Here is a 26,351-nt window from a genome sequence, read left to right on the forward strand (position 1 = left end):
CATTTCATTTATACAAATATATTATTTATCTAACAAAAAATGTGAAAAGCGTACCTTTTTTGTCACTTCAACCTTTTTAATAAAATTATATTTTTATTTTTATTCAGCTTTTTTTGAGCCTAAACCCTCACTATCTTTAAAAATATAGTTGCAAATCAGATAGAAAGGAGAATCATTCAAAAAATAAATTGGTGCGTTTGTCTATTTTTTAAACAAACGCACCTATGACTTTCATCTTTATGAGGCAGACTCTGCCAATTTGACTGGTGCTTTAAGGGTTTTCTTTTGTGCCATGATGATCCCCACCAGAATCATAACACCACCAATGGTATGGTAAATAGTCCAGTGTTCCGATAACCACAGACTGGCAATAATCGCGGTGAATACTGGCATCAAGTTCATGAAAATACTGGTACGGTTTGGCCCAATCGCTTGCACGGCGACCATCCATAACAATGGTGCAATCAATGACGGGAACATCCCTGCATAAAGCACACTGGCCGCATTTTCAGCATTGATCCCATCCAGCCCCAACCACAATAAGAATGGCAAGTGATAAATCAGGGCAAATGCAATCTGCACATATAAACTGGTCATCAATGGCAACTGAACTTGCCATTTTTTCAGGAACACACCATAGAAGGCATAGAATCCCACGGCCAATACCATGACCGCATCGCCCCAATGACCGCCCTGTTCAAACAGGCTAGAAATACGCCCCTGGCTCATCACATAAATCAAGCCAGCAAAAGACAACAAACTCCCGAAAATGGCATAGCGATTCGGTGCATCTTTTAAAATAATATAAGAGATGAAAATGGTAAAAATAGGCACAAAGGCATTCACGATTCCCATATTCGTCGCGGTGGTATAGTGCGCTGCGGTATAAGACAGCCCTTGATACAACACCATCCCAAATGCACTGAGTACCGCCAGTTTAGGAATGAACGGACGAATTAGAGCACGTTGCTTCCAGACTTTTGGCAACATAAAAGGAGTCAAGATCAGGAAGGCAACAAACCAGCGATAAAAGCTGATACTGACTGGGGAAATATAGTCTGCCACATAGCGAGTTACCGCAATATTGAGTGACCAAATCAACACGGCAATCAAAGGCAATACAAATGCCCATTTTTGGTATTTCGTTAACTGACCCATCATTTTCTCACAATATCTCAGCAATGGATGTATTGTGGAAGATGTCCAAAATAATTGAAATATCGTATTTCAGACATTTATATCGCGCTTACGACATCCCTGCCTAGAACAGCTCCCAAGCGCGCATGGCATGTTCTACAACTTTATGCAGTTGCTCAACCGTTGCGCCATCTCGAGCCTGAATAGTTAAACCTTGTACCACGGTGGCATAGAAGTCTGTCATTTCCTGCAAAGGTGCGGTTGCTGCCAGATCACCGTTCGCTACACCCTGCTCTAAGCGTTCAAACAGTTTCTGCTTGGTTTGCAAACGTTTTTCCAGAATATTATGTTGCACCGCCTGCGCATTATCCGAGCAGTTCATGGTTGCCACCACCAGCATACAGCCTGCTGGTTTATTGGGCTGCGCCAAACGTTTGACGTTGTCATATAGATACAGCTCAAATGCAACTTTGGCAGTTTTGGCTTCTAAGAAAATAGGGACAATTGGACATGCTTCATGTGCCAGATAATAATCGATGCATTTATAAAACAGTCCGGCTTTATCACCAAAACTACTGTATAGACTCGGTGCAGTCAGTTCCAAAGCCTGAGTCAAATCACTGATCGACGTCGCTTCATAGCCATTCGCCCAGAACAGCAACATGGCTTTTTCAAGCGCCTGCTGCTCGTCAAAACACTTCGGACGACCACGCTTCTTTTTTAAGCTGTCATCACAGGGTGCTACTGTTGGCTCATGTGCATTTGTCATAACTGTCACAAATATTTCATAACGATCACTATTAAATTAATTGACGCACGCACTTTAATCAACTATTTTATTTTATATCGATCGTTATAAAAACGAATGTTTTTTCAATTTTATTGTTATCTCTATAACAATAAAGGGAATTATTATGGAAAACTCCACGCCCGCTGAGCTAACTGCACTTGAATCTAATCCATCTCAAGGTAACTGGTTTGCCTTGCTGTCTGTCACCTTTAGTGCTTTTGCCTTAGTCACTGGCGAATTCCTTGCCATTGGTGTACTCAATGACATCGCACGTGACTTTCAAATCTCAGTCGGAACAGCAGGTCTCACCGTTTCTTTAACTGCAATCGTGGGCATGTTTGCTGCGGTCCTGATTCCGATCTCAGCCAAAACGATGGATCGGCGTTCGCTCTTATTAATGCTCACCCTGTTGATGATCATTGCCAATTTGCTCACTGCATTTGCGCCTAATTTCATGATTTTATTGTTCGGACGAATCATTTTAGGCGTTGCAGTCGGAGGATTCTGGGCAACTGCTGTTGCATTAAGCGGACGACTGGCACCCCCTCATTTACCCATTGCCAAAGCGACTGCATGGGTGGCTTTCGGGGTGACCTTAGCCAGCGTGTTAGGTGTCCCAATGGGCACATGGCTTGCTCAATATAATGGCTGGCAAACCTCTTTCACGGCGATTTCGCTCATGGGTGTCTTGCTTTTGATCTTCCAGTACCTGTATCTGCCTCAATTAAAGCCCTCTTCATCTTTGCGCTGGAAAGAGCTGCCAATCTTGGTACAACATCCTGCCGCCCGCAAAGGTCTGATCATTTTTCTGTTTATGGGCTTCGCCCACTTTGCAGCTTATAGTTACTTTTCTGCCTTCTTTAAACATCAGGTCGATTTTTCGGATGGCCTGATCAGCCGTTTACTGCTGGTCTATGGAGTTGCAGGGATTTTTGGTAATGTTTTTGCAGGCTACCTCGGCCAGATCAATATCCGTTATACCTTTGCAGTGAGTGGTGTTGCTTTCTTGCTTGCATTTTTAGCTCTTCCACTAGTCGGGGCAAATGTCATGCTTGCTATTGTATTGACGGCTTTATGGGGCTTCGCCTACGGGATTATTCCAACTGCTGTGAATATCTGGATGTTTACGCATGCACCTGAAGCGGTTGAAAAAGGTATGCCAATGGTGACATTGACCTTTTTAATCCTGATTGCGCTGGGCAGCATGTTCGGTGGCATTATCGTTGACCATTTTGATGGTTCAATCTTATTCTTCGCGATGCTTCCGCTGGTGCTTTGCTCTCTTATCCTGATCTTTACACTGGCACGCGGCTTAAATAATCCTAAAGTCACTTATAAAAATTAGTCTTTAGCCTACAGATCAAACAGGAGATTAAACGACTTCTGTTTGATTTGAGAGAAAAATCCAGAAATTTGCTTTTCCTCTTATACAGTTCGCCCACTCCCATGATTCAGGGCGACTGTATTTTTCTTGAACAATCGCCTGCGTACCCATGATGACAGCTCATGCATAATTCTTATAAATGCCACATATATTTTTATAATGACCATTATAAAATCAATTGACGTCTCTCTTTTTATTCTTTATTTTATTTCATAGTGATCGTTATAAAATAAAACTTTAGCTTTTGTCCTTGTGCTGACACCTCAGGAAAATCCCATGCAACAATCTACATCTTCAGACGTACGACCCACGCAAACCACACAAGGAAGTTGGTATGCCATTTTAGCGGTTGCCATCGCAGCCTTTGCACTGGTCACCAGTGAATTTTTACCTGTCGGCGTGCTCAACAGTGTCGCAGCCGACCTGAATATCTCAGTGGGCACAGCAGGCTTGATCATTACCCTGCCAGGGATGATGGCTGCAATTGCAGCGCCACTCTTGCCCGTTTCCGTGAAACAGCTTGATCGACGCTATGTATTGATCTTGCTGACCGCAATTATGGTGATTGCCAATACCATTACCGCCTTTGCAGAAAGCTTTAATGTTCTGTTATTGAGCCGTTTGGTATTAGGCATTTCGATTGGTGGTTTCTGGGCAACTGCAATTGCCTTGAGTGGCAAACTGGCACCGCCTCATTTACCCATCGCCAAAGCAACCGCCATCGTCATGGCAGGTGTGACCTTTGCCACGGTACTCGGTGTTCCGATCGGAACCTGGCTTAGCGAGTTTTACGGATGGCGCAGTGCATTTGGTATTACCGCTGGCATTGGCTTGATTGTCTTGGTGGTACAACTGATTTTCTTGCCTGAACTGAAACCTGATTCAGCCATTCATATTCGCGATTTACCGGCGTTATTACGTACCCCCAAAGCACGTAGCGGTATGTTAATCGTTCTACTCATCGGTCTCGCCCATTTCTGTGCATATAGCTATCTGGCACCATTCTTTAAAAATATTGCAGGATTCAATGGCACCACCATCAGTTCCCTGTTATTGCTCTATGGGATTGCAGGTATTTTCGGCAATGCATTTGCAGGCTATAGTGGTAATCTGAATGTACGCTATACCCTCGCCTTTGTCGGGATCTGTTTTGCGATTGTGTTCTTTGGTTTCCCGATCTTTGCGATTCATGAGTTTGGCGCGATTGTATTAACCGCACTCTGGGGTTTTGCCTTCGGTGCATTTCCAACCTCGGCCAATATCTGGATGTTTGTCCATGCACCGCATGCGGTAGAAAAAGGCATGCCTTTGTTCGTCGGCATGTTTCAGGTCATGATTGCAACTGGTTCATTACTTGGCGGTTATGTGGTTGATCATTTCAATGAAAACATCCTGATTTATGGCGTCATCAGCTTTGTGGCTTTGGCATTGATTAGTATCTTCACTTTAGCCAAAGGCTTGAATAATCCTAAAATGACGTGCGAAAACTAAAAGTGAGCCTCCCTGAATGAAGCATAATCTTGCTGAACAATTTCCCTTGCTACGCGATATAGAAGTTCATGAATTTCTATATCAAAAGGATGATATTGTCAGCCCGCATTCTTCGCTCTGGGGGGATTTTAATTTCAGTTTGAACGGAACTTTAGAGTTTGATATTGAAGGGCAATATTACCTCTCGCCTCCCAGCTATGGACTGTGGCTGCCGCCTCGCACTGAGCATCAATCACTTCCTGTTGAGCATGAAATCCACTATATCTGTATTCGATTACATCCACGGCTCGGCGCATTTTTGGGCGAAGTTTGCCGTTGTTTTAGTATTGAACCTTTTTTCCGCGCGCTGGTCATTCATATTCTGGAACAGCAAAAACAGGCGGCAGCACCTGAGTATCTCGAACACCTGTTTCAAGTTTTATATGATCAGCTGAAACAGGCACCCGCTTATTCGCATTATCTCCCGCAAAGCACGCATCCCGTTCTTTCTCCAATTCTGGAACAGCTTGCAGACCCAGATTTATTTCATCTCAGCCTACAGAAAGTCTTACAAAACTTTGCGGTCAGTGAGCGTCATGTGTTGCGTCTCAGCCAGCAAGAGCTGCAATTGTCTCTATCTGAATGGCGTAATCGGGCCAAAATCATTTTTGCCATCAATCAGATTCGGCAAGGCATGACCATAAAGCAACTGGCATTTACGCTCGGTTATCATCATAGCTCCAGCTTTATTGAATTCTTTAAACGCTATACTGGACAAACGCCGATCCAGCTTAAAAATGCGGCAAGCTAAACAAATCCTTGGTTTTACTTATTATTTGTATGTATTGCAAACAAGAGGATTGCACTCAGCCTCAATAGCAGTTAAAACAAACAGGTCTTGTCACAACAACAAATTAGGACGTATCCCATGAGCCAGTCGGTTTATCATATCCCTGTTAAGGACATCAAAGGTCAGGATGTCGATCTTGATCAATATCAAGGCAAAGTGCTTTTGATCGTAAACGTTGCCTCTAAATGTGGCTTAACCCCACAATACGAAGGCTTAGAAAAACTGTATCAAGCCAAAAAAGATCAAGGTCTGGAAATCCTCGGCTTCCCTGCTAACAATTTTCTGGAACAGGAACCGGGCAGCAACGATGAAATTCAACAATTCTGTTCACTGAATTATGACGTACATTTCCCGCTATTCGCCAAGATCTCGGTTGCGGGGGATGATAAACATGCTTTATATGAGACATTGACTCAGGCAATTCCTGAGCGTACAGGTGAAGGCCCGTGGTGGAAAGATCTGGTTGATTACGGCTTAACACCAAACAACCCACCTGAAGTATTATGGAATTTTGAAAAATTCCTCATCAATAAGAACGGTGAAGTGGTTGCCCGTTTTGCACCTGATATTACAGCAGATGATGAGCGCATTGTCAGCGCGATTGAAGCCGAGTTAGCAAAATAAGCATGAGAAATGTAGAGAAAAGAATAGCTTATCTATTCTTTTCTTTTAAGCTACTAGACAGTTCCTTCTACCATTTTCCTACATCAAACTGTTGCTGAATTGCAAAAATCACTTTTTTCTCCACATTTTCTCATTATAGTGACGCTCTTCTCATAATCTGGTGCAGTTCAGCCATGATGGAACATTTCTCTATCAAAGCCATTCTCTCAGTAACCACCTTGGTTAGTCTCTTAACGCTGGCAGGTTGCGATCAGGTTCCTCATGACAATGAGCAAGCTGAGCAAAACACTGAGATTGAACAATCAATAACAACCTCTGAAGATACAGAACGTGAAGCAAGCATTGCTCAGGACACTCAAAATCTGAGCAAAGGCAATATGCTGAATATCGCCCGCGATATTGCCAAGTTGCAAATTGAAACTGATGACTATGTAATGCTACTCAAGCAATCACAAAGCAATCTTGAACAAGCGATTCAAGATAAAAATGTCCAGAAATTACAGCATACAACAGGCGATTTAAACCAAGAGCTACATGGCTTGCATGATGCTTTATTATCGTTAAATTTAAGAAGCAATGAAGTGGATCAGATCCGCCAAAACTTATTAACCGCAAATCAAAAACTGTTAAATATGCCGTTATTGCATGGACAAACTGATCTTTCAAAAATTGATTTTGCCAAGATTGAAAAACAGTTCAACTCCATTCAAATGGATATGGTGAAACTGGCAACCTTGGTACTCGGCAATAAAGATGATTCAAACGCTTAAAGTCCGTTTATTTTAATTTTCGATTCCCCATAAATAAAGCCACCTGACGGTGGCTTTATTTTTTACTTTTTATCGAGTGTAATCGTTGGTTTACTACATTTACCAGATTGTGCAAGTTTATATTCACTCACCGCTTTTTTCCCAGTTTCATCATCAACCTGTTTCACATTTGCACCACCAACAAATGCACCCATTTTGATCGATTGTTGAACAAAGTAATTTTTACCTGGTTCTGTTTTAAGTACCAAATGGTTAGGTGAAAATTCTGATTCAGTCGAGATTGTATGCTCTTGATTTCCTAAAACTTCCTTTAAGAAAAATGTGCCACGAGCAGTTTCACCTAAACACTCCCCATCTACCCATACATCTTTCTTGAGTGCCGCACCCACAACACTATTTGAACGATAAACATAAATTGCAGCATTACCCTCAGAAGGAGCTGCAAGTTTCTTGGCTTGTTCGTTCAGTTGATTATTCGCTGGTGGTACCGATGCACACCCCACAAAAGCCATAGCGATGAATAATGGAAGACTTTTTATCATTTTCATGATGATTTTTACTCTTTGGTTTAATAATTCTAAATATGCTTGGTAATTTATAGAAAATTTATAATTATTCAAGACATCAAAATAAAAAAAGCCACCTGACGGTGGCTTTTTTCAATCTCGAACCTGCAATAATTAAAGTGCGCGGTTTTTGATTTTACGAATCGTTTCAAGCTGAGCTGCAGTTTCTGCAAGCGAAGCAAGTGCAGCAGCAGAATCCAAATCACTCTTTTGGTTAGCTAACAATTGTTCAGCTTGTTTACGAGCTTCCATAATTGCAGCTTCATCCAAGTTGTCAGCGCGAATTGCAGTATCTGCAAGCACGGTCACAACGTGAGGTTGAACTTCTAACACACCGCCTGATACATAAACGATTTCTTCTGTACCATTTTCCAACTGAACACGAATCGGGCCCGGTTGGAGCAAAGTTACGAGTGGCGCATGTCCTGGTAAAATACCAAGCTCACCGCCCGCACCTTTTGCGATTAACATCGTAACTTGTCCAGAGTAAATCGACTCTTTAACACTTACAACATCACATTGCATAGTCGCCATGAGAATCTCCTTAAATTAGAGTTGCTAATTAAAGTTTCTCGGCTTTAGCAATCACTTCGTCAATACCACCAACCATATAGAACGCTTGTTCTGGGATGTGATCGTATTCACCAGCTAATAGACCTTTAAAGCCACGAATCGTTTCTTTAAGTGGTACTAATTTACCAGGTGCACCAGTAAAGACTTCAGCTACGTGGAACGGTTGAGAGAAGAAACGTTGGATTTTACGCGCACGGTAAACAACCAATTTATCTTCTTCTGCTAACTCGTCCATACCCAAGATTGCGATGATGTCTTTAAGCTCTTTATAACGTTGCAATACGTTCTGTACAGAACGTGCAATTTCATAATGCTCAGCACCAACCACTAATGGGTCTAACTGACGTGAAGTTGAGTCAAGTGGATCGATCGCTGGGTAAATACCAGAAGATGCGATGTCACGGCTCAATACAACTGTAGCATCCAAGTGAGCAAACGTTGTTGCAGGCGATGGATCTGTTAAGTCATCGGCAGGTACGTATACTGCTTGGATCGATGTGATCGAACCAGATTTAGTAGACGTAATACGCTCTTGAAGAACACCCATTTCTTCTGCAAGTGTCGGTTGGTAACCTACTGCAGATGGCATACGACCTAACAATGCTGATACTTCAGTACCCGCAAGTGTATAACGGTAGATGTTGTCGACGAATAATAATACGTCACGACCTTTACCATTTTCGTCTTTTTGATCACGGAAGTATTCAGCCATAGTCAAACCAGTTAACGCTACGCGTAAACGGTTACCTGGTGGCTCGTTCATCTGACCGTAGACCATTGCTACTTTATCAAGAACGTTAGAATCTTTCATTTCGTGATAGAAGTCGTTACCTTCACGAGTACGCTCACCAACACCAGCAAACACAGATAAACCTGAGTGAGCTTTCGCGATGTTGTTGATCAACTCCATCATGTTCACGGTTTTACCAACACCAGCACCACCGAACAGACCAACTTTACCACCTTTCGCGAACGGGCAAAGTAAGTCGATGACTTTAATACCAGTTTCTAAAAGGTCAGTCGAAGCTGCTTGTTCAGCATAAGAAGGCGCTTGACGGTGAATCGGCAAACGCTCTTCAGTCGCTACAGGACCTGCTTCATCGATAGGGCGACCCAATACGTCCATGATACGACCAAGTGTCGCTGGACCTACTGGAACAGAAATCGGTGCATTTGTGCTAGTTACATTAAGGCCACGTTTAAGACCTTCTGTAGAACCCATTGCGATGGTACGAACAACACCATCGCCAAGCTGTTGCTGAACTTCTAAAGTAGTTTCAGTACCGTCAACTTGGAGAGCGTCATAGATCTTAGGAACGCTATTGCGCTCAAACTCGACGTCGATAACCGCGCCGATGATCTGAATGATACGACCGCTACTCATTGCTGTCTCCTCAATTCAAACTTAATAATGTTAAACGGCAGCGGCACCGCCAACGATCTCGGAAATTTCCTGAGTAATCGCGGCTTGACGCAGCTTGTTGTAAATGAGTTGTAGGTCTTTAATCAGTTGTCCTGCGTTGTCTGTCGCTGCTTTCATCGCGACCATACGAGCTGACTGCTCACATGCAACGTTTTCAATCACACCTTGATAAACCATAGACTCGATATAGCGAACCAACAAACCATTTAACAATTCTTCTGCTTCTGGTTCGTAGATATAGTCCCAACCATAAGTACGGTTGAGGTCATCGCCTTCTTCTGCCGGTGCTAAAGGAACAAGTTGTTCTACTTTAGGCTGCTGAGTCATTGCATTGATGAAGCCATTTGAAACGAGATAGATACGATCTAGTTCGCCTTTATCAAATGCATCAAGCATTACTTGTACTGAGCCTGTTAACTGTTCCAAACTCGGCGCATCGCCAAGTTGGGTCGTTGCACCAAGCACTTTACCGCCGTAATTCTTAAAAAACGAAACCGCTTTTTGACCAATCAAAGCAAATTCAACTTCAATTGACTGCTGTTGTTGTGCTTTGACATGCTGCACAACTTTCTTGAACAAGTTAATGTTCAAGCCACCCGCCAAGCCACGATCTGAAGATACAACGATATAGCCAACGCGCTTAACTGGGCGTTCAACCATATAACGATGTTTGTATTCAGGGTTTGCTTGTACCAAGTGAGCAATTACACGGCGCATATTATCGGCATACGGACGGCCCTGAGCCATGCGCTCTTGCGCACGACGCATTTTCGAAGCAGCTACCATTTGCATCGCGCGAGTAATCTTTTGCGTGCTCTTGATACTAGCTACTTTGGCGCGAATTTCTTTTAAATTTGCCATACGCTTAACCTAGTATTCGAAAGCTCTTTCGAGCTTCCGAAGGTTGATCCGTGAACCAAACTTAACTAAAGATAAACTTAGTAAGTTTGAGTCGCTTTGAAGCTCTCAATACCTGATTTGATTGCTGCTTCGATGTCTTTGTTGTAATCACCAGTTTCATCGATCTGTTGCATTAACGCAGCATATTCAGAACGGAAGTAAGAGATTAACGCAGCATCAAAGTCTACGATTTTCTTCACTTCTACGTCAGCCATATAGCCTTCGTTAGATGCATAAACAGATACAGCCTGGTCAGCGATTGAGTAAGGAGCATATTGTTTTTGCTTCATTAACTCAGTTACACGTTGACCATGCTCAAGTTGCTTACGCGTTGCTTCGTCAAGGTCAGAAGCAAACTGAGCAAACGCAGCCAATTCACGGTATTGCGCTAGAGCGGTACGGATACCACCAGACAATTTTTTGATGATCTTAGTTTGCGCAGAACCACCAACACGAGATACAGAGATACCCGCGTTCACAGCAGGACGAATACCTGCGTTGAATAATGATGTTTCTAAGAAGATCTGACCGTCAGTAATCGAAATTACGTTCGTTGGTACGAATGCAGATACGTCACCAGCTTGAGTTTCAATGATCGGTAATGCAGTTAAAGAACCAGTTTGACCAGTTACTGCACCGTTCGTGAATTTCTCAACATAATCAGCTGAAACGCGCGAAGCACGTTCAAGAAGACGCGAGTGAAGATAGAATACGTCACCTGGATACGCTTCACGACCTGGTGGACGACGTAAAAGTAATGAAATTTGACGGTAAGCAACAGCTTGCTTAGACAAATCATCATAAATGATTAACGCGTCTTCACCACGATCACGGAAGTATTCACCCATTGTACAGCCAGAGTACGGAGCTAAATACTGCATTGCTGCAGGATCAGCGGCCGCAGCTGCGACAACAGTTGTATACGCCATAGCGCCAGTTTCTTCTAGCTTGCGTACAACGTTTGCAATTGTTGATTGTTTTTGACCAATCGCAACGTATACACATTTAATGCCAGAATTTTTCTGAGCGATGATCGCATCGATCGCCATTGCTGTTTTACCAGTTTGACGGTCACCAATAATCAACTCACGCTGACCACGACCCACAGGGATCATAGTATCAACTGATTTATAACCAGTTTGAACAGGTTCGTCGACAGACTGACGCCAAATTACACCTGGTGCTACTTTTTCAACAGCATCAGTAAGTTTTGCATCAATAGGGCCTTTACCATCAATCGGGTTACCCAAAGCGTCTACGACACGGCCAAGAAGTTCAGGACCAACCGGAACTTCTAATACACGACCTGTACAACGAGCTTTTTGACCTTCTTGAAGGCTTAGGTAGTTACCTAAAACAACGGCACCCACTGAATCCTGTTCTAGGTTCAGTGCCATACCAAATAAGCCGCCGTCGAATTCGATCATTTCACCGTACATTGCATCCGCAAGACCGTGAATACGCACGATACCGTCAGATACCATGACGATGGTACCTTCATTCTTAGCGGTCGCGCTGGTGTCCAGATCGCCGATACGCTGTTTAATGAGCGCACTGATCTCGGATGGATTCAGTTGTTGCATTGCGCTATTCCTCAATCTTTTTTAAGTTCAGTCTTTTTGCTGTTAGGCAAGAAGACGAGTCCGCATTTTTTCAAGCTTGTTAAGCGCAGAGTCATCTATCACTTGGTCGCCTGCACGAATCACAACACCTGCGATTAACGCTGGATTAACGTTGACAGTAACCTGAACGGTTCTGTTAAAACGTTTTTCAAGCGCATGAGCCAAAATGTGCTCTTGTGTCGCATCCATTGGAAAAGCAGATTCAATCTCTACTTCCAACGTGTTGTTGTTCTGCGATTTAAGTAATTCGTATTCTGCAGCGATTTCAGGCAATAAAACCAAACGATCGTTATCCGCAAGCAATGTCAAAAAGTTAGACACTGATTGTGATTGATCTTCACCTAAAACCTTTGCAAAAAGACCTACTTGTTCCGCAGGAGTCAGCTCAGGGCGATTTAAATAAGCGGAAAATGCTTCGTCTTGCACCGCAGCACCGAGCAGTTGTAACGCATTTGACCAAGCGTCAGTTGCATTCTGCTCAGATGCATAAGCAAATGCTGCTTTGGCGTACGGGCGTGCTAACGTCAAGAGTTCAGCCATATTCGCCTCGCTTAAAGTTTAGCAGCCAGCTGATTCAGCATGGCATTATGAGCTTCTGCGTCAACTTGTTGGTTCAGAATTTTTTCTGCGCCAGCAACTGCCAAAGCAGCAACTTGTTGACGTAATTCTTCGCGAGCAGAATTGATGTCTTGATCAACAGTTTCTTTCGCCTGTTGACGAATACGCTCACCTTCAGCAGATGCCTGGGTACGCGCTTCTTCGACCAATTGTGCTGCACGACGGTTCGCTTGTTCGATCAATTGAGCCGCTTGTGCTTTTGCTGCGTCTAATTCTGCCTTAACTTGTGCTTGCGCATCAGCAAGGTCAGCTTTTGCTTTTTCAGCAGCATTTAAGCCATCAGCGATTTTACGCTGACGCTCACTAATCGCATTGATTAGTGGTGGCCAAACAAACTTCATGCAGAATGCGACAAAAAACGCAAATGCAATCGCTTGGCCAATCAATGTGAGGTTGATATTCATTTCGCTATTCCTCAATATGTGGATTTAGGAATTAAGCTATTAACCTACAAATGGATTAGCGAAGATGAAGAACAAGCCAATACCAACACCGATCATAGGCACAGCATCAAGAAGACCCGCAATTAAGAACATACGAGTTTGAAGTTGTGGAGCCAATTCTGGTTGACGAGCAACAGCTTCTAAGAAGCGACCACCTAAAAGACCGAAACCAATCGCAGTACCTAAAGCACCGAAAGCGATCAAGATAGCAGATGCAATTGCAACTAGACCTAAAGTGAGTTCCATGAAAAATTCCTCAGAGGTTAGGTTATTACCAAATTAAACTAAAATTTAAGCCCAACCATCAGGTGACAGTTAGGCAATACCATTAATGCTTTTCGCTTGCCATGCTCAAGTAAACGATGGTCAGCATCATAAAGATAAATGCTTGCAGCGTGATTACGAGAATGTGGAAGATAGCCCAAGGCACAGATAAAGCCCACTGGATCCAGAACGGCAATAATGCGATCAAGATGAAGATCAACTCACCCGCATACATGTTACCGAACAGTCGTAGAGCCAACGAAACTGGACGAGCAAGGAAAGTTACTAATTCCAAAACTAAGTTCACTGGAATCAATAACGCTTTTGCAAATTTGTTACTTGGGTTGAATGGGTTAAGTGCCAATTCACCGACGAAACCGCCGATCCCTTTCTCACGAATACTGTAGAACAAGATCAAGGCAAATACTGACAAAGACATACCTAAAGTAATGTTAGGGTCAGTAGATGGAACAATCTTGAAATACACGTGGTGAGGGTCCATACCAAACACACTTGCACCAATTTGTTGAGCTAGATACGGAACCCAGTCAACAGGGATTAAGTCCATTAAGTTCATGAGGAAAATCCACACGAAAATGGTTAATGCCAATGGCGCAATTAAGCGTGATTTGCCGTGGAAAGTATCACGAACACTTGAGTCAACAAACTCGATAATCATTTCGATTGCTGACTGGAATTTCGTTGGAACACCTGCGTTAGCAGCTTTCGCAACGATCCAGAACATCAAACAGAAAATCACACCAAGTCCGATAGACCAACCCATTGAATCCAAGTGAATTGCAGTGAACCCCATCGATTGAGCTTCTTCAGCAGTCTCAGCCAATTTCCATGTACCGTCAGGCATTTTGCCATAGGTCATATTGGTCAAGTGATGCTTGATATACTCGGTCGAAGTCAGGGCATGTTCTTCAGCAGCCATAAATCACACCTGGTCAATGTCAATCATTAAAAAGAAGAGAAACGAATCGTGCGGATGGCAATGATTCCGCTTCTACTTCCAAAAATCTTAAAATGTGTCTTAAACTCGTTTTTGTAGACGTGCCACCCAAAATGGCGCGACCCACGACATCGCTTGTACGAGAATAAATCCACAAAACAATGCAACCGGTGACAGCGGTTTAACATTGCTCAAAATTAATATAAAACCCACGATCACAATCGCAAACTTACCGAGCATCCCTCGGTACATATTCAGCATGACTTGTTTTGATGCTCTTGCGCCTGCCGTTCTAAACGACTGCCAAGCAAAATAACAATGTGCCAACCAACATACCAAAGCCCCAAGCGCAGCACTCAAAGCAGCAGTTGTGTCTTTCATTGCCCATGCCAGTAAAGCGGCAACGGGAATCATACATGCTTGTAAGAAGACCAAAGCTTTTGCTAATCGTCGGTCAATCATGCGACTAGTTTGGCTCATTTTTTACCCACTTACAGCAGAACTGCTTGACAAGTTTTAATCATGATCGTTTCGAATCGCAGGCATTATAGAGTTACACCCCTGAACATGCAATCTTTTCTCGACTTAAGTCTGGTTTTTTCGTTACCATATTTTTTGACGCTAGAGTCAATTGATTTTTATTTTTTTCATCAATTTTGTGCACTTATTACGCATTTATCGGTTTTTGAAGCCAATTTTTTCCACGCTGTTACAAAATCGTCTTCACCACGCATGCTTTCATCGACGGGTTGGAAAACTACTGGGTTCATTTTTTGGTACTGACTCGAACTTGCTGTCGTTTCGGCCAATAAGCACATTTTATTCTGCGGACGATTGTCTCTTAAGTACTTAATTTGCGCTGCTGTCGGTGCAATATGTGGATCATCAGTCAAAGCGCCCGCAAATTTTAGATTTAATGCTCTTTCCAGATATTGATAGGCATCGTGATAAGACCAATAGTTTTTCGCCTTGCTTGAGCTTTCATATTGTTGCGATGCCTGCAACATTTGTTGTGAGAATGCTTTGGCATTGGCAAGATATTTGGCTTTATTTTCTGGATGTTGTTGTGAACGTAAAGTTGCGATAAAGAACGCAATACGTACGGCATTATTCGGTTCTAACCAGACATGGCTATCCACTGTGTTCGCCAAAGATGCACCACGCAGGTTACGCTGTGGCAAGACGGTTAAAATACCTGAATCTAATAGCGCAATCGCTTTACGGTTCTGACTCAACATCTTTTCGAGGGGCGCTTCATGCGATTTGCCCAACCAGATAACGAGAGAGGCATCCTGAATCGCTTTACGGTGTGCAGGTGTTAGTTGTACATCATGACCACTTTGGTCTTTCAACAAAAGAACAGGTTCTTCCACCCCTTCCGTGACTTCTTTCGCAATCAGGTAAATTGGATGTGTTGAAACCACCAAGCTTTGTGTCCAGCCCCATGTGCTTAACATTGAAAACAAGACGAGAACAATTAGGCGGGACATCACAATATTACTCAATTTGGCGAAGCATGTTATAATATAACAAAAGTTGCAAAATACCTATGTCTATTTTCAGATTTGCCGCACTATCCGTCGTGCGCTTCACTTATATAGATAGTTATCATAAATTGCATGTTATGATAGCAGGGCTATTGAGACATCAGCGAGCCATTCTGTGCCAGTGAAGAATCAATAGACTCTACAAAAACAATGAGGTCAATCTATGAGTTCTTGTTCACATGAACATGACAATGCTTTACATGGTGTTCACGGTCATCACGATATTAAAGCGCGACTTGCTGAAGCAGAAATTTTATGTACTGCGACTGGCGCACGCCTAACACCTTTACGTAAAGAAGTCCTTGAACTCATTTTGAATGCCTCTGCACCAATGGGTGCTTATGACTTGCTGGCTAAAATAAAAGGTCAGGCAGATCGACCTGCTGCGCCACCCACGGTGTACCGCACTTTAGATTTCTTGTTAGAAAAAGGTCTGATTCACCGCTTAACATCTATTAATGCCTATATTCCATGTTGCCACCCACGCGAAGGACATCAGGCTGCATTTTTGATTTGCACTGAATGTCATTCTGTAAAAGAAGCCTCCGCTCAGGGACTGATCCAACAACTTGATCAACTTGCTGCCTCAGACCAGTTTTCTGCTCAACATAGCATTATTGAAATTTCTGGAAAATGTCATCAGTGCAGCACACTTCAATAAGCACTCCACTTATTCAACTGGAGGGTATCTCGGTTCGACTTGATGAACGGGATATTTTGAGAAATGTCGATTTTTCGCTACAAGCAAAAGAGATTGTGACGCTGATCGGTCCCAATGGTGCAGGTAAATCAACTTTAATTAAAGTCCTGCTCGGGATCATGTCACCGACTAAAGGCAAAATACATTTCTCAAAAAAATTAAAGCTGGCTTACGTACCACAGAAGTTTAATCCTTCTGCTAGTCTACCCTTGCGTGTACAGGACTTACTGGATCTGGAAGTTTGCGAAGCATCGCTTCGTGCAGAAATCATTCGCGATACGGGCATCCAGAAGTTACAGTCATCTAAAGTACAGCAACTATCTGGTGGCGAACGGCAACGGGTTTTACTTGCGAGAGCCTTATTACGTCAACCAGATATTCTGGTGCTGGATGAACCCATGCAAGGTCTGGACATCCAGTCCGAAGCAGAACTATACGAATATGTACGTAGCCTGCCAGAACGTTATGGCTGTGCCGTCTTGATGGTCTCGCATGATTTGCAATGGGTCATGCAAGGAACTCATCGTGTCGTCTGTCTGAACAAACACATTTGCTGTAGCGGTTTACCTGAAAGTATTCAGCAACACCCCGAGTATCAGGCCATTTTTGGTACGCAACGGATGTTCTATCAGCATCATCACAACCACTGCGGTCACAGCGATCATGCCGAGCCTTGCACACATGATCCACGCCCACATATTCACCCTGAGCCGAAGGTCTAAGCCATGATGGAATGGTTACAACTCCTCTTACCTGCTTGGATCATGGGTTCACTGCTGGTTTTCCTGACCGCACCACTCGGTTGCCTAATGCTTTGGCGCAGAATGTCTTTCTTTGCCGATACCATGGCACATGGCACCCTGCTCGGCGTCGCAATTGCTGGAATTCTCAATTTACCGTTCTGGTTAGGTGTCGCCTGTCTGGCATTATTATTGGTGGCGATTCTCTGGGTATTACACGACTCGCGCTTGCCGAATGATGCATTGCTGGCTTTAAGCTCTGCCACCCTGCTCTGTTCTGGCCTACTGTTGATTCAACAGGTACCAAGCTTGCGTCCAGAGTTGCTTAGCTATTTGTTTGGTGATCTGCTCAGCATTGAATGGACTGATTTACCTATGTTTGCGGTCGTCATTGCGGCAGCATTGATCGTACTCTATCGTTCATGGTCAGCGCAGATTCAAATTGCCATTGATCCAGATATTGCCATGAGTGAAGGCGTCAGCGCCAACTGGCAACGTTTAATCTTTATGTTGCTACTGGCATTATTTACGGTACTGGCATTACGTGCGGTGGGTTCATTATTGATGGGTGCTTTGCTGGTGATTCCAGCGCTGAGCGCTCGCCTACTGGCCCATTCTCCAAAACAAATGGTGATCTGGGCCTTTGTACTGGCTCAATTCGGTGTGACGGTCGGTCTCTGGTCGAGTGCGGCGCTCAATATTTCGACGGGCTTAAGCATTGTTTTATGTATGGCACTCTGCTTTGCCACTATTTTCCTGGTACAAAAATTAAAAAGCCAAGCTCAATCTGCCTAATCAGCCATTAGCTTGACTGTTGAATCGCACTTAATAACAGTGCCGCGCCACTAAACATCACAGCAAAACCACGATTTAAATACTTTTGCTGTGAGGGTGAGCGCAACAGCCTGAGTACTTTCGATGCCAGTCCTGTATATCCCGCCATCACAATCAGATCGATGCTCACCATCGTGATCGCCATAATCAGGTATTGCAGCCACTGTGGTCGGTTCAGATCTAGGAACTGAGGCAAAACAGCGAGCAAAAAGACAATTGCTTTCGGATTACTCATATTCACCACAAAGCCTTTCAAGATTAAGGCGAAAGCCGATTGATATTGTTCCTGCTGAATCTCAATCGTTTGAATGGGTGCTGTCCACTGCTTATAGGCCAGATAGATCAGATAAGCGACACCAAACCATTTCACCGCCTGAAAAGCCCACGGTGTTGTCGCAAACAGTACCCCTACCCCTGCGGCCACGATCAAGAATTGAATCATCAATGCGATCTGTAAGCCAATCACATTCCAGTAGCCATGCCGAAAACCATAATTGAGACCACTCGACATAGATGCAATTGCGCCTGCGCCCGGCGAGATGCTAATCACCCAACACGCCAACATAAAAGCAAACCAAACCTGCAAAGACATAACCACAGCATCAAAAACGAAAAGGTGAATTATACTGTTTTATTGGCAAGTTACGATGCTTTTTTAGGCAACAAAATTGCATAAATAAGCTACTCAGCTCTCCTAACATCAGGCACAATAATTCTTTTTTTATCCCTTAAACACTAAGGAGATTTTAATGACTGCGCAATCTGTCATTCTTCCATTACCTTCTGATCATGCACGCTTTATTGTGTTACGTTTAAAAGACCTAAGCATTGCCGAATTAAAACAACAGATTGAAGCTCTACTTTCAACGCGCGATCGTTTAATCACTCAACATCCCAATGACCAGATCAAAACAGCAATCGCCTTCGGTCCTGAACTTTGGGCAAAACTTTATGCACAAACACCTGAAGGGTTTAAGCAACTTGACCCTCAAAGTGGCGCATTTAACATGCCAGTGGTGCCAGCTGATGTCTTTATCCATATTGCCAGTGCGCGTGCAGATATCTGCTTTGCCATGAGTCAGGCCTTCTTTACTGGCATTCAGGATAAAGTTGAAGTACTGGATGAGCGTGCCTGCTTCCGTTTCTTCGACGGTCGCGACATGACAGGCTTTATTGATGGAACAGAGAACCCACAATTCCCTGATGATCGTGCTGAGGCAGCCTTACTTCCTGAAGAAACAGGTGCTTTTGCAGATGGCAGTTTTATCTTTGCTCAGCGCTATACGCATGACCTAGTCAAATGGCGCCAGCTCAAAGTGGATGCGCAAGAACATGTATTTGGTCGTACCAAACTTGAATCGATTGAACTCGATGATGATGTAAAACCAGAAAACTCACATGTCGCGCGTACAGTCGTTGAAGATGATGAAGGCGAAGAAATGGAAATCTTGCGCCACAGCCTACCTTATGGAGATGGTAAAGGCGAACAAGGACTTTTCTTTGTGGCTTATACCAACAATTTAAGCATCATTGATGAAATGCTTAAGCGCATGTTTGGAACAGCTGGAGATGGCATCCATGACCGCTTATTGCATTTTACCACTGCAATCGACGGCGCTTATTATTTTGCGCCAAGCGATGAATTGCTGGAACAGGTTTTAGAAGATTAAAAAATCGAAAGATGCTATGTTATTCAATGACATAGCATCCACTCTGCAACTACAAAAACAAGAACTGACAAAAGATTTACTGGAATATGTGAATTCCAGCTAAATCACTCTCCCCTTAAGCCTGCAAAGTTTGCTATATTTGACGTTTTTCCGCGACATTTATTTTCGGTAACTATGAATACGGCAATACAAGCAGCTCTTGATCATGCGGTACAAACCCTGCAACAGCAAGGTGTACTCCCTTCAGATTGGACCAACACGAGCCATTTAACCCGTACCAAAGACCGAAGTCACGGAGACTTTGCTTCAAATATTGCCATGATTGGTTCTAAAGCCGCAGGCATGAAACCACGTGATCTTGCTGAAAAAATTCTGGCAGCACTTCCAGAAGTCGCTGACATTACCAAAGCAGAAATTGCAGGTCCTGGTTTTATTAACTTCTTTTTAAATGCAGACCAACGTTATGCAGTGCTCGACCAGATTCAGGCACAAAAAAATGAATATGGTCGCAGCCAAGCCAATGCGACTAAAAAAATTCAGGTCGAATTCGTTTCTGCAAACCCAACTTCTAGCCTGCATGTCGGTCATGGCCGTGGTGCAGCGTATGGCATGACCGTTGCGAACTTACTCGAAGCAACAGGTGCAAAAGTTGATCGTGAATACTATGTCAACGATGCTGGCCGTCAGATGGATATCTTGGCGACTTCAACTTATTTACGTTATTTAGAATTGACTGGGCAAACACTGGTTTTCCCTAAAAATGCTTATCAAGGCGACTACGTTAAAGAAATCGCACAAGAAATTATTGATAAAGATGGCGATGCGCACGTTCGTGCTGTTGCTGACATCTATAAAGATGTACCAGAAGATGTGCAATATGCTGAAGAGCTTGATGCTGAAGGCAATAAAGTTGTGCTTTCAGGCGATAAAGAAAAGCACATTGATGGTTTGATTGCGAACTCGCAACAACACTTGGGCGCAGCTTATCGCGTGTTCCATCAGGCAGCTTTACATGCCATTCTGGATGATATTAAAGATGACCTTGCTGATTTTGGTGTAACCTTCGACAAATGGTTCAGCGAAGATTCATTAACTGACAAGATTGATGAAGCACTTGAAACGCTAGATCAACGTGGTTACCTCTACGAAAAAGATGGCAACATCTGGTTTAAATCAACTGAATTTGGTGATGAAAAAGACCGTGTTGTAAAACGTCGTAATGGTCAAACCACTTACTTCGCATCTGACATTGCTTACCATCTGAATAAGTTACAACGTGGCTATACTGACCTGATTGATATCTGGGGCTCAGACCACCACGGTTATATTTCACGTGTAAAAGCTGCCATTGATGCAATGGGTTATGACTCGAAGAAACTAACTGTACTTTTGGTTCAGTTCGTGAGCCTATGGCGTGGCGGTGAGATGGTGCAAATGTCATCTCGTTCAGGTCAGTTCGTGACTTTACGTGACTTGCGTAAGGAAGTGGGTAACGATGCTGCCCGTTTCTACTATGTGATGCGTAAGTCTGAACAGCACATCGACTTTGACCTTGATCTTGCAGTTTCTCAAAGCAAAGACAATGCGGTGTATTACATCCAATATGCGCATGCACGTATTTGCCGTATGTTAGAAAAAGCAGCGACAACGGGTCTTAATTTAGACCTAACAGCAGCACGCGAACATGCCAACCGTTTAGAACTCGATGCTGAAACCGAGATCTTGTCTAAACTTGCCGCTTATCCAGATATTCTGGTACGTGCAGCCAATGCCTATGAACCGCATCAGATTGGTAACTACCTCAAAGAGTTAGCTGCCCTGTTCCATGCTTGGTACAATGAACATAAAGTATTGGGCGATGATGTTGCACTGACACAAGCGCGTTTATTACTTTCAATCAACGTACAGCAAGTGTTACGCAATGGCTTAGAATTGCTCGGTGTATCCGCTCCTGAAGCCATGTAATAAAGTGAAGCGAAGCTTCAAACATGGCCAGGCTATACCTGAGGTGAACCTTAATCAGCAAAGCTTAAAGCCATGTAAACTTAAGCCATCATTGTTAAACAATATGGTAAACAAAGCATTATTTTTAAACATAATGCTTTGTTTTTAAGTAAATTCAAGTTACAAATAAACGAATAGGATCAAGAGGAATTTCCGGTGTTTGGAAAAACGCAACGTGGTGTATCTGAACGACCAAACAAGCCTAAAAAACCGCTCATTCCGAAGTGGTTAGGAATGCTTGTCGCTATTCTTGCGATCCTATGTGCAGCTGTCATGCTGATGCTTTGGCAGCCTTGGCAACCTGTCCCAACCAAAAATCAGGTTACTTCCGAGCATTACCAAGAAGAAAATACCAATAAAGACTACCGTTTCTATGATTTGCTCCCTCAGCAGCAAGTCACACCAATCCCTGAACAGGCGGTGCCAGAGACCAAGCAACAAAGTAATGTTGTGATTATTGAGTCACCAAAACCTGAAACCACCACAGCAGAAGATCCAGCGGGCCTCACCCCAAGTGAACCTGTTGCACCAGCACGCGCAACCTACATTTTACAAGTACGCAGCTATCCTGATCCTGATAGTGCCGATGCACGTCGTGCAGAAATCATCTTGAATGGCTTGTCTGCGGATGTGGTAAAAAGTGTTGAAAATGGTCAGACATGGTATCGCGTTTTCTCTGGCCCTTATGATAGCCAAGAGTCGGCGCTTGCAGCTCAACAAACATTACAACATAGTGGCATTGATTCAATCGTAATCAAACACTAACTGGATATCTAATAAAAAAGGGAGCGAGTTGCTCCCTTTTTTATTGTTCAGATTTAGGCACACTGCGAATGCAAGCTTTTCTGCTCTGCCTTTTGAAATGCGGAACGTTGCTGTACACGTTGTACGAAGGCCTGAATATTCGGATATTTGCCATGCAAACGGTTTTGAATCGCAATTAATGGAAATGCCATTTGAATATCTGCGAAGGAAAAATCTCCCGCAAAATAATCATGTTCTGATAAATATTGCTCAAGGTACAGAATATGTTCTTTCACCCGTGGACGAACAAAACCTGCTTTTACACCACCTGTAATTTTTTCGGCAATCGGACGAATCACCCAAGGTACATGTTTGCTGACACTATTCATCACCAAAGTCATGACCAATAAAGGCATTAAAGAGCCTTCTGCATAGTGCATCCAGTAAGCATATTGTCGCTGTTCTTTGGCTGATTGTGGTTTGAATTGCTGTTGTGAATCATATTCTTGCTGCAAATAATCCAAGATCACAGCAGACTCAACAATCACCTCTTCATCATCTACCAAAATCGGGGCTTTACCTAAAGGATGAATATTCTTGAGGCTCTCAGGTGCGCCATAACTCGGCAACCTTTGATAATACTCAACCTGATAATCAATCCCAAGTTCTTCTAATGCCCACAGGATGCGGAACGAACGTGAGCATTGTAGATAATGTAAGGTAATCATTTTTGTGCCTGCTTTTTTTGCTGTGCAATTGCGATTTTAGGTCCCTCTCACAATTGCACTTAGAATTATGTTTTGCCCCAGCACAATAGCACTTTAGTCTTAAAGAATCATGGTATGAATGTCTAAACTACGTAACAAAGTTTTAGTTACTGGTGTTTTGCTACAGACATTGAGAAGTTTTTCTTGCAAGTCTTGTGCAACAGTTTGCTTGAACACAACTCTACGTTCTATACGCTCCTGCTGCTCGCGATTGCTATGAAAATCAACCTCGACAGTAAATTCACCCAGATCGATTTCCTTATGCTGCGCATACATACGCAAGGTGATCATGGTACATGAGGCCAGACTCGCAGTCAGGAAATCATACGGCGCAGGACCTGTATCATGTCCTCCAAACTGCTCAGGCTTATCAGTGAGGAACTGATGTGTACCGCTACTCACCTCACCTTTCCAAGGTTCAGCTAAGGTCAGGACTTTGCTGCTGGCAATGATGCTCATTTTGAAGCCCTCATCTGGTCTGGTAATACCGGAGCTTCTAAGCGCTTGCCTTGATAATCCGGAATTTCACCAAAACGCGCATCATGATTAATCCAGTCTTCGCGTGCCTGCTGCAAGTCTTGCATGGTACGTCCCACAAAATTCCACCACAGCAAGATTGGGGACTCAAATGGTTCACCGCCAATTAACAGCAAACGATGACCTTGAGTTAACTCAACCTCAATTTCAGTCAATCCAGTTTCAAGCACCACCATGTTATCGGCTGTAAGTTCATGCCCATTTACACGCGCTGTACCTTCCAAAGCCATAAAGGCATATTCAAACTTTGGATTCAATGGAATACGGGTTTTGGTATCGGCTTGTGCCGTTAAATCAACACCGACCAACGGTGTATGCACTTGAACAGGTGATGTTGTTTCCAAGAAATCGCCGACCAATACCGTAAATTCAACCTGATCTTTGCTGACCACAGGTAATTCTGGATAATGCTCAAACTTAGGGTCAATATTGAGCTTATCATCTGGCAAGGCAATCCAGAGCTGTGCCGCATGCATTTTAGTTTCACTATCAGGTGCCACTTCAGTATGCGAAATACCTCGACCCGCAGTCATCAAGTTGACTTGTTTTGGACGGATCAACTGTTTTGAACCCAGACTATCAGTATGCATCATGGTGCCTTCAATCATCCAGGTAAAGGTCTGTAAACCAATATGTGGATGTGGCCCAACATCAAGCCCATCGCCAGCAGGAAAGCTGACAGGCCCTGCATGATCAAGGAAACACCATGCGCCAACTAGGCGCTTATGACGGCTGGGTAACGCACGTTTGATGACAGTTCCTTTGCCAATTTCCGCTGAGCGAATGGTAAATTCCTGAATAAATTGATTGATATACGTTTCGCAGTCTTTTGAGTCAGAAATATCGTAGTCATTATTATTGCTCATGATTTTGCTCTCTTTTACCTATGCTATTGCAATGAGTTGTTTTATTGATCTTAACAACACCCACCTCATTCAATATAGTCTTTTGGTAATACGCAGAGTGCCATCCATGAGACAATCCCACCGCCCTTTCATTCAAGTATTAATGAGGGGGCATTTCCACAATCAGCCTGGTCAATCGTCTCACCAAAGGCAAGAAAATCAAAACCAGCGGATAGGCAATCACCCATGAAACCATCCATGTGCTCAGCCATTGATTGATCAATGCTGTTGAAAAACCGAGGTTCATCAACAGATTTGCAAAAGATAAAGTGCCACTCATCAGGCAAGACAAGATGAGCGGGATAATCCATGCCGCATATTGAGCAGGTAATTTACGGATGAATGGTTTGGACGTTTTCAATAGATCAGACTCAATTCAAAGCTGGAAATATTCATGCTGAATTTTTCACTTGCTGTTTTAGGTTCTTCATAAATTGACCAAAGTGCGGCCAGAAATCTTCAAATAGTGGATGATCCCGATGTTCCAGCATGACTTCACTAAACAGTTTTAAGCCAACTGCAAATGACTTAGTGGTTTGATCATCAAAGAACTCGCCCTTCTTTAAACGCTCAACAATCTCGAAAATGTCATCATGATTGCCTGTATAGAATTCCAGACGTTCGGTATAGGTTGAGGCTTGCCCTTTATTATCTTTTAAGTGTTGGACTGTCACATGATATTGATGTTGTTTCATCGCTATGCTCCAGAATGCTTAAGCACTCTCTTTAATTCCGACCTGCATCAGGTCAACTTGATCTTGGTTAAATACAATTTCTAATGAATACAGCAATTGCGCCCTTTTGATTTTCTGCTGACGCGCTAACAGCTTTCGCTCCCGCCTTATAACCGCCCAATGGCAATCGCGGCCTGATCAATGTGTTCTGCAATTTGATGAATCTGTTCAGGCTTTAAATCCGCAACATTCAGCTTTAAACGCAATGCGGTTTTAAGGTTCTCCATAGCACGATGGATATCAATCAGTTGATCATTATTATGAATTTCACGTCTCAAGTGTAATTTTTGCAGGAGCGCCAGCAGCATCTCTTGCTGTTCTTTTAGATAAGTTTCGCCATATTCGGTGACTTGATATTGCTTACGTTCAGCATCGAGTAATGAGATGCAATTCATTTCTTCCAATGCAGTCAAGGTTGGATAAATCGTGCCTGCACTGGGTGAATAGCCATCACCGACCAGATCACTAATTTCTTTAATAATTTCATAACCATGCTTTGGGCTTTGCTGAATGAGATGCAGCACCAACAGTTTCATTCTGCCAGATTCAAATAGACGCCCACGACGACCAGAACGGTGATGTTCTCTATGCTGGAGATCACGTTCGCCTTCGTGATGATCGGATGCCTGTTTCATCTTTATTTTTCTCGTATTGCTCAAATTATAAATATTAAGATATATCTTAATTTATCTTAAAACAAGTTAAGATATATCTTTAAATTTTAAGATTCTGATATTGAATGAGTTATTTATTTTAAAAATAGAGATTTAGAAAAAT

Annotated in this window: 31 protein-coding genes; 11 read left to right on the forward strand and 20 right to left on the reverse strand. The window is 43.2% G+C overall.

Annotated features, from left to right (window positions below; all coding sequences use genetic code 11):
- Positions 1-237: 237 nt before the first annotated feature.
- Positions 238-1,158 carry a DMT family transporter gene (locus tag AWW72_RS02400; RefSeq protein WP_005255670.1) on the reverse strand — a complete coding sequence of 307 codons (921 nt, stop codon included), beginning with the start codon at positions 1,156-1,158 and terminating at the stop codon, positions 238-240.
- A 103-nt stretch (positions 1,159-1,261) separates the two neighbouring features.
- Positions 1,262-1,915, reverse strand: a complete 654-nt coding sequence (locus AWW72_RS02405; RefSeq protein ID WP_171254662.1) for a TetR/AcrR family transcriptional regulator — start codon at positions 1,913-1,915, stop codon at positions 1,262-1,264.
- 136 nt (positions 1,916-2,051) lie between these two features.
- On the opposite strand from AWW72_RS02405, the gene AWW72_RS02410 reads away from it, so the two are divergent.
- The 5 genes from AWW72_RS02410 to AWW72_RS02430 all read left to right on the forward strand — a co-directional run bounded on the left by AWW72_RS02410 (position 2,052) and on the right by AWW72_RS02430 (position 7,025).
- Positions 2,052-3,272: an MFS transporter gene (locus AWW72_RS02410; protein WP_062846330.1), complete on the forward strand. Its 1,221-nt coding sequence runs from the start codon at positions 2,052-2,054 to the stop codon at positions 3,270-3,272.
- A gap of 315 nt (positions 3,273-3,587) precedes the next feature.
- Entirely contained in the window at positions 3,588-4,802 is a 1,215-nt protein-coding gene (locus AWW72_RS02415; RefSeq protein ID WP_062846331.1) for an MFS transporter, read from the forward strand.
- Positions 4,803-4,818: 16 nt separating this feature from the next.
- The gene (locus tag AWW72_RS02420; protein ID WP_004773223.1) at positions 4,819-5,592 is read left to right on the forward strand and encodes an AraC family transcriptional regulator; all 774 of its coding nucleotides are present in this window, start codon (positions 4,819-4,821) and stop codon (positions 5,590-5,592) included.
- Between the two features lie 117 nt (positions 5,593-5,709).
- Positions 5,710-6,255, forward strand: coding sequence for a glutathione peroxidase (locus AWW72_RS02425; RefSeq protein WP_005255677.1), 546 nt, complete (start codon positions 5,710-5,712; stop codon positions 6,253-6,255).
- A 173-nt stretch (positions 6,256-6,428) separates the two neighbouring features.
- Positions 6,429-7,025, forward strand: coding sequence for a PM1805 family lipoprotein (locus AWW72_RS02430; protein ID WP_062846332.1), 597 nt, complete (start codon positions 6,429-6,431; stop codon positions 7,023-7,025).
- 62 nt (positions 7,026-7,087) lie between these two features.
- On the opposite strand, the gene AWW72_RS02435 is transcribed toward AWW72_RS02430, so the two are convergent.
- The 11 genes from AWW72_RS02435 to AWW72_RS02485 form a co-directional block, all read right to left on the reverse strand.
- Positions 7,088-7,573, reverse strand: coding sequence for a DUF2846 domain-containing protein (locus AWW72_RS02435; protein ID WP_047433122.1), 486 nt, complete (start codon positions 7,571-7,573; stop codon positions 7,088-7,090).
- Positions 7,574-7,705: 132 nt separating this feature from the next.
- Positions 7,706-8,125, reverse strand: a complete 420-nt coding sequence (locus AWW72_RS02440) for a F0F1 ATP synthase subunit epsilon (protein WP_005228378.1) — start codon at positions 8,123-8,125, stop codon at positions 7,706-7,708.
- Between the two features lie 28 nt (positions 8,126-8,153).
- A complete protein-coding gene (atpD, locus tag AWW72_RS02445) occupies positions 8,154-9,548 on the reverse strand; it encodes a F0F1 ATP synthase subunit beta (RefSeq protein ID WP_004656517.1) in 1,395 nt (464 codons plus the stop codon).
- 30 nt (positions 9,549-9,578) lie between these two features.
- Positions 9,579-10,448 carry a F0F1 ATP synthase subunit gamma gene (gene atpG, locus AWW72_RS02450; protein ID WP_004773227.1) on the reverse strand — a complete coding sequence of 290 codons (870 nt, stop codon included), beginning with the start codon at positions 10,446-10,448 and terminating at the stop codon, positions 9,579-9,581.
- A gap of 77 nt (positions 10,449-10,525) precedes the next feature.
- Complete coding sequence (gene atpA / locus AWW72_RS02455; RefSeq protein ID WP_004773229.1) at positions 10,526-12,070, reverse strand: F0F1 ATP synthase subunit alpha; 1,545 nt, start codon at positions 12,068-12,070, stop codon at positions 10,526-10,528.
- A 42-nt stretch (positions 12,071-12,112) separates the two neighbouring features.
- Positions 12,113-12,649: a F0F1 ATP synthase subunit delta gene (locus tag AWW72_RS02460; RefSeq protein ID WP_004773231.1), complete on the reverse strand. Its 537-nt coding sequence runs from the start codon at positions 12,647-12,649 to the stop codon at positions 12,113-12,115.
- Positions 12,650-12,660: 11 nt separating this feature from the next.
- Entirely contained in the window at positions 12,661-13,131 is a 471-nt protein-coding gene (locus tag AWW72_RS02465; protein WP_004773233.1) for a F0F1 ATP synthase subunit B, read from the reverse strand.
- A 39-nt stretch (positions 13,132-13,170) separates the two neighbouring features.
- Positions 13,171-13,416 carry a F0F1 ATP synthase subunit C gene (atpE, locus tag AWW72_RS02470; RefSeq protein WP_000424060.1) on the reverse strand — a complete coding sequence of 82 codons (246 nt, stop codon included), beginning with the start codon at positions 13,414-13,416 and terminating at the stop codon, positions 13,171-13,173.
- Between the two features lie 82 nt (positions 13,417-13,498).
- Positions 13,499-14,374, reverse strand: a complete 876-nt coding sequence (atpB, locus tag AWW72_RS02475) for a F0F1 ATP synthase subunit A (protein WP_004773235.1) — start codon at positions 14,372-14,374, stop codon at positions 13,499-13,501.
- A 99-nt stretch (positions 14,375-14,473) separates the two neighbouring features.
- Positions 14,474-14,872, reverse strand: a complete 399-nt coding sequence (locus AWW72_RS02480; RefSeq protein ID WP_004773236.1) for an ATP synthase subunit I — start codon at positions 14,870-14,872, stop codon at positions 14,474-14,476.
- A 170-nt stretch (positions 14,873-15,042) separates the two neighbouring features.
- Positions 15,043-15,882: a metal ABC transporter substrate-binding protein gene (locus tag AWW72_RS02485; RefSeq protein WP_062846333.1), complete on the reverse strand. Its 840-nt coding sequence runs from the start codon at positions 15,880-15,882 to the stop codon at positions 15,043-15,045.
- A 220-nt stretch (positions 15,883-16,102) separates the two neighbouring features.
- Here AWW72_RS02485 and AWW72_RS02490 point away from each other — a divergent pair, with 220 nt between their 5' ends.
- The 3 genes from AWW72_RS02490 to znuB are packed head-to-tail and all read left to right on the forward strand — an operon-like array spanning position 16,103 to position 18,174.
- A complete protein-coding gene (locus tag AWW72_RS02490) occupies positions 16,103-16,600 on the forward strand; it encodes a transcriptional repressor (protein WP_004773240.1) in 498 nt (165 codons plus the stop codon).
- Complete coding sequence (gene znuC, locus AWW72_RS02495; RefSeq protein ID WP_004773242.1) at positions 16,573-17,361, forward strand: zinc ABC transporter ATP-binding protein ZnuC; 789 nt, start codon at positions 16,573-16,575, stop codon at positions 17,359-17,361. The genes AWW72_RS02490 and znuC overlap by 28 nt, the downstream gene beginning before the upstream one ends.
- Before the next feature lie 3 nt (positions 17,362-17,364).
- On the forward strand, positions 17,365-18,174 hold the full coding sequence (znuB, locus tag AWW72_RS02500; protein WP_004773244.1) for a zinc ABC transporter permease subunit ZnuB: 810 nt from the start codon (positions 17,365-17,367) through the stop codon (positions 18,172-18,174).
- A gap of 7 nt (positions 18,175-18,181) precedes the next feature.
- Here the strand turns inward: znuB and AWW72_RS02505 are convergent, their stop codons facing one another.
- Entirely contained in the window at positions 18,182-18,805 is a 624-nt protein-coding gene (locus AWW72_RS02505; RefSeq protein WP_047433118.1) for a LysE family transporter, read from the reverse strand.
- A 157-nt stretch (positions 18,806-18,962) separates the two neighbouring features.
- Between AWW72_RS02505 and AWW72_RS02510 the strand changes: the two genes are divergently transcribed.
- The 3 genes from AWW72_RS02510 (at position 18,963) to AWW72_RS02520 (ending at position 22,652) form a co-directional block, all read left to right on the forward strand.
- Positions 18,963-19,883: a Dyp-type peroxidase gene (locus AWW72_RS02510; protein WP_062846334.1), complete on the forward strand. Its 921-nt coding sequence runs from the start codon at positions 18,963-18,965 to the stop codon at positions 19,881-19,883.
- A gap of 174 nt (positions 19,884-20,057) precedes the next feature.
- The gene (argS, locus tag AWW72_RS02515; RefSeq protein ID WP_062846335.1) at positions 20,058-21,848 is read left to right on the forward strand and encodes an arginine--tRNA ligase; all 1,791 of its coding nucleotides are present in this window, start codon (positions 20,058-20,060) and stop codon (positions 21,846-21,848) included.
- A 195-nt stretch (positions 21,849-22,043) separates the two neighbouring features.
- Entirely contained in the window at positions 22,044-22,652 is a 609-nt protein-coding gene (locus AWW72_RS02520) for an SPOR domain-containing protein (RefSeq protein WP_062846336.1), read from the forward strand.
- Between the two features lie 53 nt (positions 22,653-22,705).
- On the opposite strand, the gene AWW72_RS02525 is transcribed toward AWW72_RS02520, so the two are convergent.
- From AWW72_RS02525 to AWW72_RS02550, 6 genes are all read right to left on the reverse strand, one after another.
- The gene (locus tag AWW72_RS02525) at positions 22,706-23,359 is read right to left on the reverse strand and encodes a glutathione S-transferase family protein (protein ID WP_062846337.1); all 654 of its coding nucleotides are present in this window, start codon (positions 23,357-23,359) and stop codon (positions 22,706-22,708) included.
- Positions 23,360-23,458: 99 nt separating this feature from the next.
- Positions 23,459-23,857 carry an OsmC family protein gene (locus AWW72_RS02530; protein ID WP_062846338.1) on the reverse strand — a complete coding sequence of 133 codons (399 nt, stop codon included), beginning with the start codon at positions 23,855-23,857 and terminating at the stop codon, positions 23,459-23,461.
- Positions 23,854-24,801, reverse strand: a complete 948-nt coding sequence (locus tag AWW72_RS02535; protein WP_062846339.1) for a pirin family protein — start codon at positions 24,799-24,801, stop codon at positions 23,854-23,856. Before AWW72_RS02535 ends, AWW72_RS02530 begins: the two co-directional genes overlap by 4 nt.
- Positions 24,802-24,940: 139 nt before the next feature.
- Entirely contained in the window at positions 24,941-25,201 is a 261-nt protein-coding gene (locus AWW72_RS02540; protein WP_249409140.1) for a DUF2798 domain-containing protein, read from the reverse strand.
- 31 nt (positions 25,202-25,232) lie between these two features.
- Complete coding sequence (locus tag AWW72_RS02545) at positions 25,233-25,535, reverse strand: DUF3861 domain-containing protein (protein ID WP_004773258.1); 303 nt, start codon at positions 25,533-25,535, stop codon at positions 25,233-25,235.
- Positions 25,536-25,681: 146 nt separating this feature from the next.
- On the reverse strand, positions 25,682-26,209 hold the full coding sequence (locus AWW72_RS02550) for a PadR family transcriptional regulator (protein WP_062846340.1): 528 nt from the start codon (positions 26,207-26,209) through the stop codon (positions 25,682-25,684).
- Between the last annotated feature and the right edge of the window lie 142 nt (positions 26,210-26,351).

It is taken from the genome of Acinetobacter sp. NRRL B-65365 (assembly GCF_001605865.1).
In the GTDB taxonomy this organism is placed as follows: domain Bacteria; phylum Pseudomonadota; class Gammaproteobacteria; order Pseudomonadales; family Moraxellaceae; genus Acinetobacter; species Acinetobacter vivianii.

Bases quoted from the DNA above. Each gene is read 5' to 3' on its own strand.
- AWW72_RS02400 (WP_005255670.1), bottom strand. From the start codon at position 1,158: ATGGGTCAGTTAACGAAATACCAAAAATGGGCATTTGTATTGCCTTTG.
- AWW72_RS02410 (WP_062846330.1), top strand. From the start codon at position 2,052: ATGGAAAACTCCACGCCCGCTGAGCTAACTGCACTTGAATCTAATCCA.
- AWW72_RS02415 (WP_062846331.1), top strand. From the start codon at position 3,588: ATGCAACAATCTACATCTTCAGACGTACGACCCACGCAAACCACACAA.
- AWW72_RS02420 (WP_004773223.1), top strand. From the start codon at position 4,819: ATGAAGCATAATCTTGCTGAACAATTTCCCTTGCTACGCGATATAGAA.
- AWW72_RS02425 (WP_005255677.1), top strand. From the start codon at position 5,710: ATGAGCCAGTCGGTTTATCATATCCCTGTTAAGGACATCAAAGGTCAG.
- AWW72_RS02430 (WP_062846332.1), top strand. From the start codon at position 6,429: ATGATGGAACATTTCTCTATCAAAGCCATTCTCTCAGTAACCACCTTG.
- AWW72_RS02435 (WP_047433122.1), bottom strand. From the start codon at position 7,573: ATGAAAATGATAAAAAGTCTTCCATTATTCATCGCTATGGCTTTTGTG.
- AWW72_RS02440 (WP_005228378.1), bottom strand. From the start codon at position 8,125: ATGGCGACTATGCAATGTGATGTTGTAAGTGTTAAAGAGTCGATTTAC.
- atpD (WP_004656517.1), bottom strand. From the start codon at position 9,548: ATGAGTAGCGGTCGTATCATTCAGATCATCGGCGCGGTTATCGACGTC.
- atpG (WP_004773227.1), bottom strand. From the start codon at position 10,448: ATGGCAAATTTAAAAGAAATTCGCGCCAAAGTAGCTAGTATCAAGAGC.
- atpA (WP_004773229.1), bottom strand. From the start codon at position 12,070: ATGCAACAACTGAATCCATCCGAGATCAGTGCGCTCATTAAACAGCGT.
- AWW72_RS02460 (WP_004773231.1), bottom strand. From the start codon at position 12,649: ATGGCTGAACTCTTGACGTTAGCACGCCCGTACGCCAAAGCAGCATTT.
- AWW72_RS02465 (WP_004773233.1), bottom strand. From the start codon at position 13,131: ATGAATATCAACCTCACATTGATTGGCCAAGCGATTGCATTTGCGTTT.
- atpE (WP_000424060.1), bottom strand. From the start codon at position 13,416: ATGGAACTCACTTTAGGTCTAGTTGCAATTGCATCTGCTATCTTGATC.
- atpB (WP_004773235.1), bottom strand. From the start codon at position 14,374: ATGGCTGCTGAAGAACATGCCCTGACTTCGACCGAGTATATCAAGCAT.
- AWW72_RS02480 (WP_004773236.1), bottom strand. From the start codon at position 14,872: ATGAGCCAAACTAGTCGCATGATTGACCGACGATTAGCAAAAGCTTTG.
- AWW72_RS02485 (WP_062846333.1), bottom strand. From the start codon at position 15,882: ATGTCCCGCCTAATTGTTCTCGTCTTGTTTTCAATGTTAAGCACATGG.
- AWW72_RS02490 (WP_004773240.1), top strand. From the start codon at position 16,103: ATGAGTTCTTGTTCACATGAACATGACAATGCTTTACATGGTGTTCAC.
- znuC (WP_004773242.1), top strand. From the start codon at position 16,573: ATGTCATCAGTGCAGCACACTTCAATAAGCACTCCACTTATTCAACTG.
- znuB (WP_004773244.1), top strand. From the start codon at position 17,365: ATGATGGAATGGTTACAACTCCTCTTACCTGCTTGGATCATGGGTTCA.
- AWW72_RS02505 (WP_047433118.1), bottom strand. From the start codon at position 18,805: ATGTCTTTGCAGGTTTGGTTTGCTTTTATGTTGGCGTGTTGGGTGATT.
- AWW72_RS02510 (WP_062846334.1), top strand. From the start codon at position 18,963: ATGACTGCGCAATCTGTCATTCTTCCATTACCTTCTGATCATGCACGC.
- argS (WP_062846335.1), top strand. From the start codon at position 20,058: ATGAATACGGCAATACAAGCAGCTCTTGATCATGCGGTACAAACCCTG.
- AWW72_RS02525 (WP_062846337.1), bottom strand. From the start codon at position 23,359: ATGATTACCTTACATTATCTACAATGCTCACGTTCGTTCCGCATCCTG.
- AWW72_RS02530 (WP_062846338.1), bottom strand. From the start codon at position 23,857: ATGAGCATCATTGCCAGCAGCAAAGTCCTGACCTTAGCTGAACCTTGG.
- AWW72_RS02535 (WP_062846339.1), bottom strand. From the start codon at position 24,801: ATGAGCAATAATAATGACTACGATATTTCTGACTCAAAAGACTGCGAA.
- AWW72_RS02545 (WP_004773258.1), bottom strand. From the start codon at position 25,535: ATGAAACAACATCAATATCATGTGACAGTCCAACACTTAAAAGATAAT.
- AWW72_RS02550 (WP_062846340.1), bottom strand. From the start codon at position 26,209: ATGAAACAGGCATCCGATCATCACGAAGGCGAACGTGATCTCCAGCAT.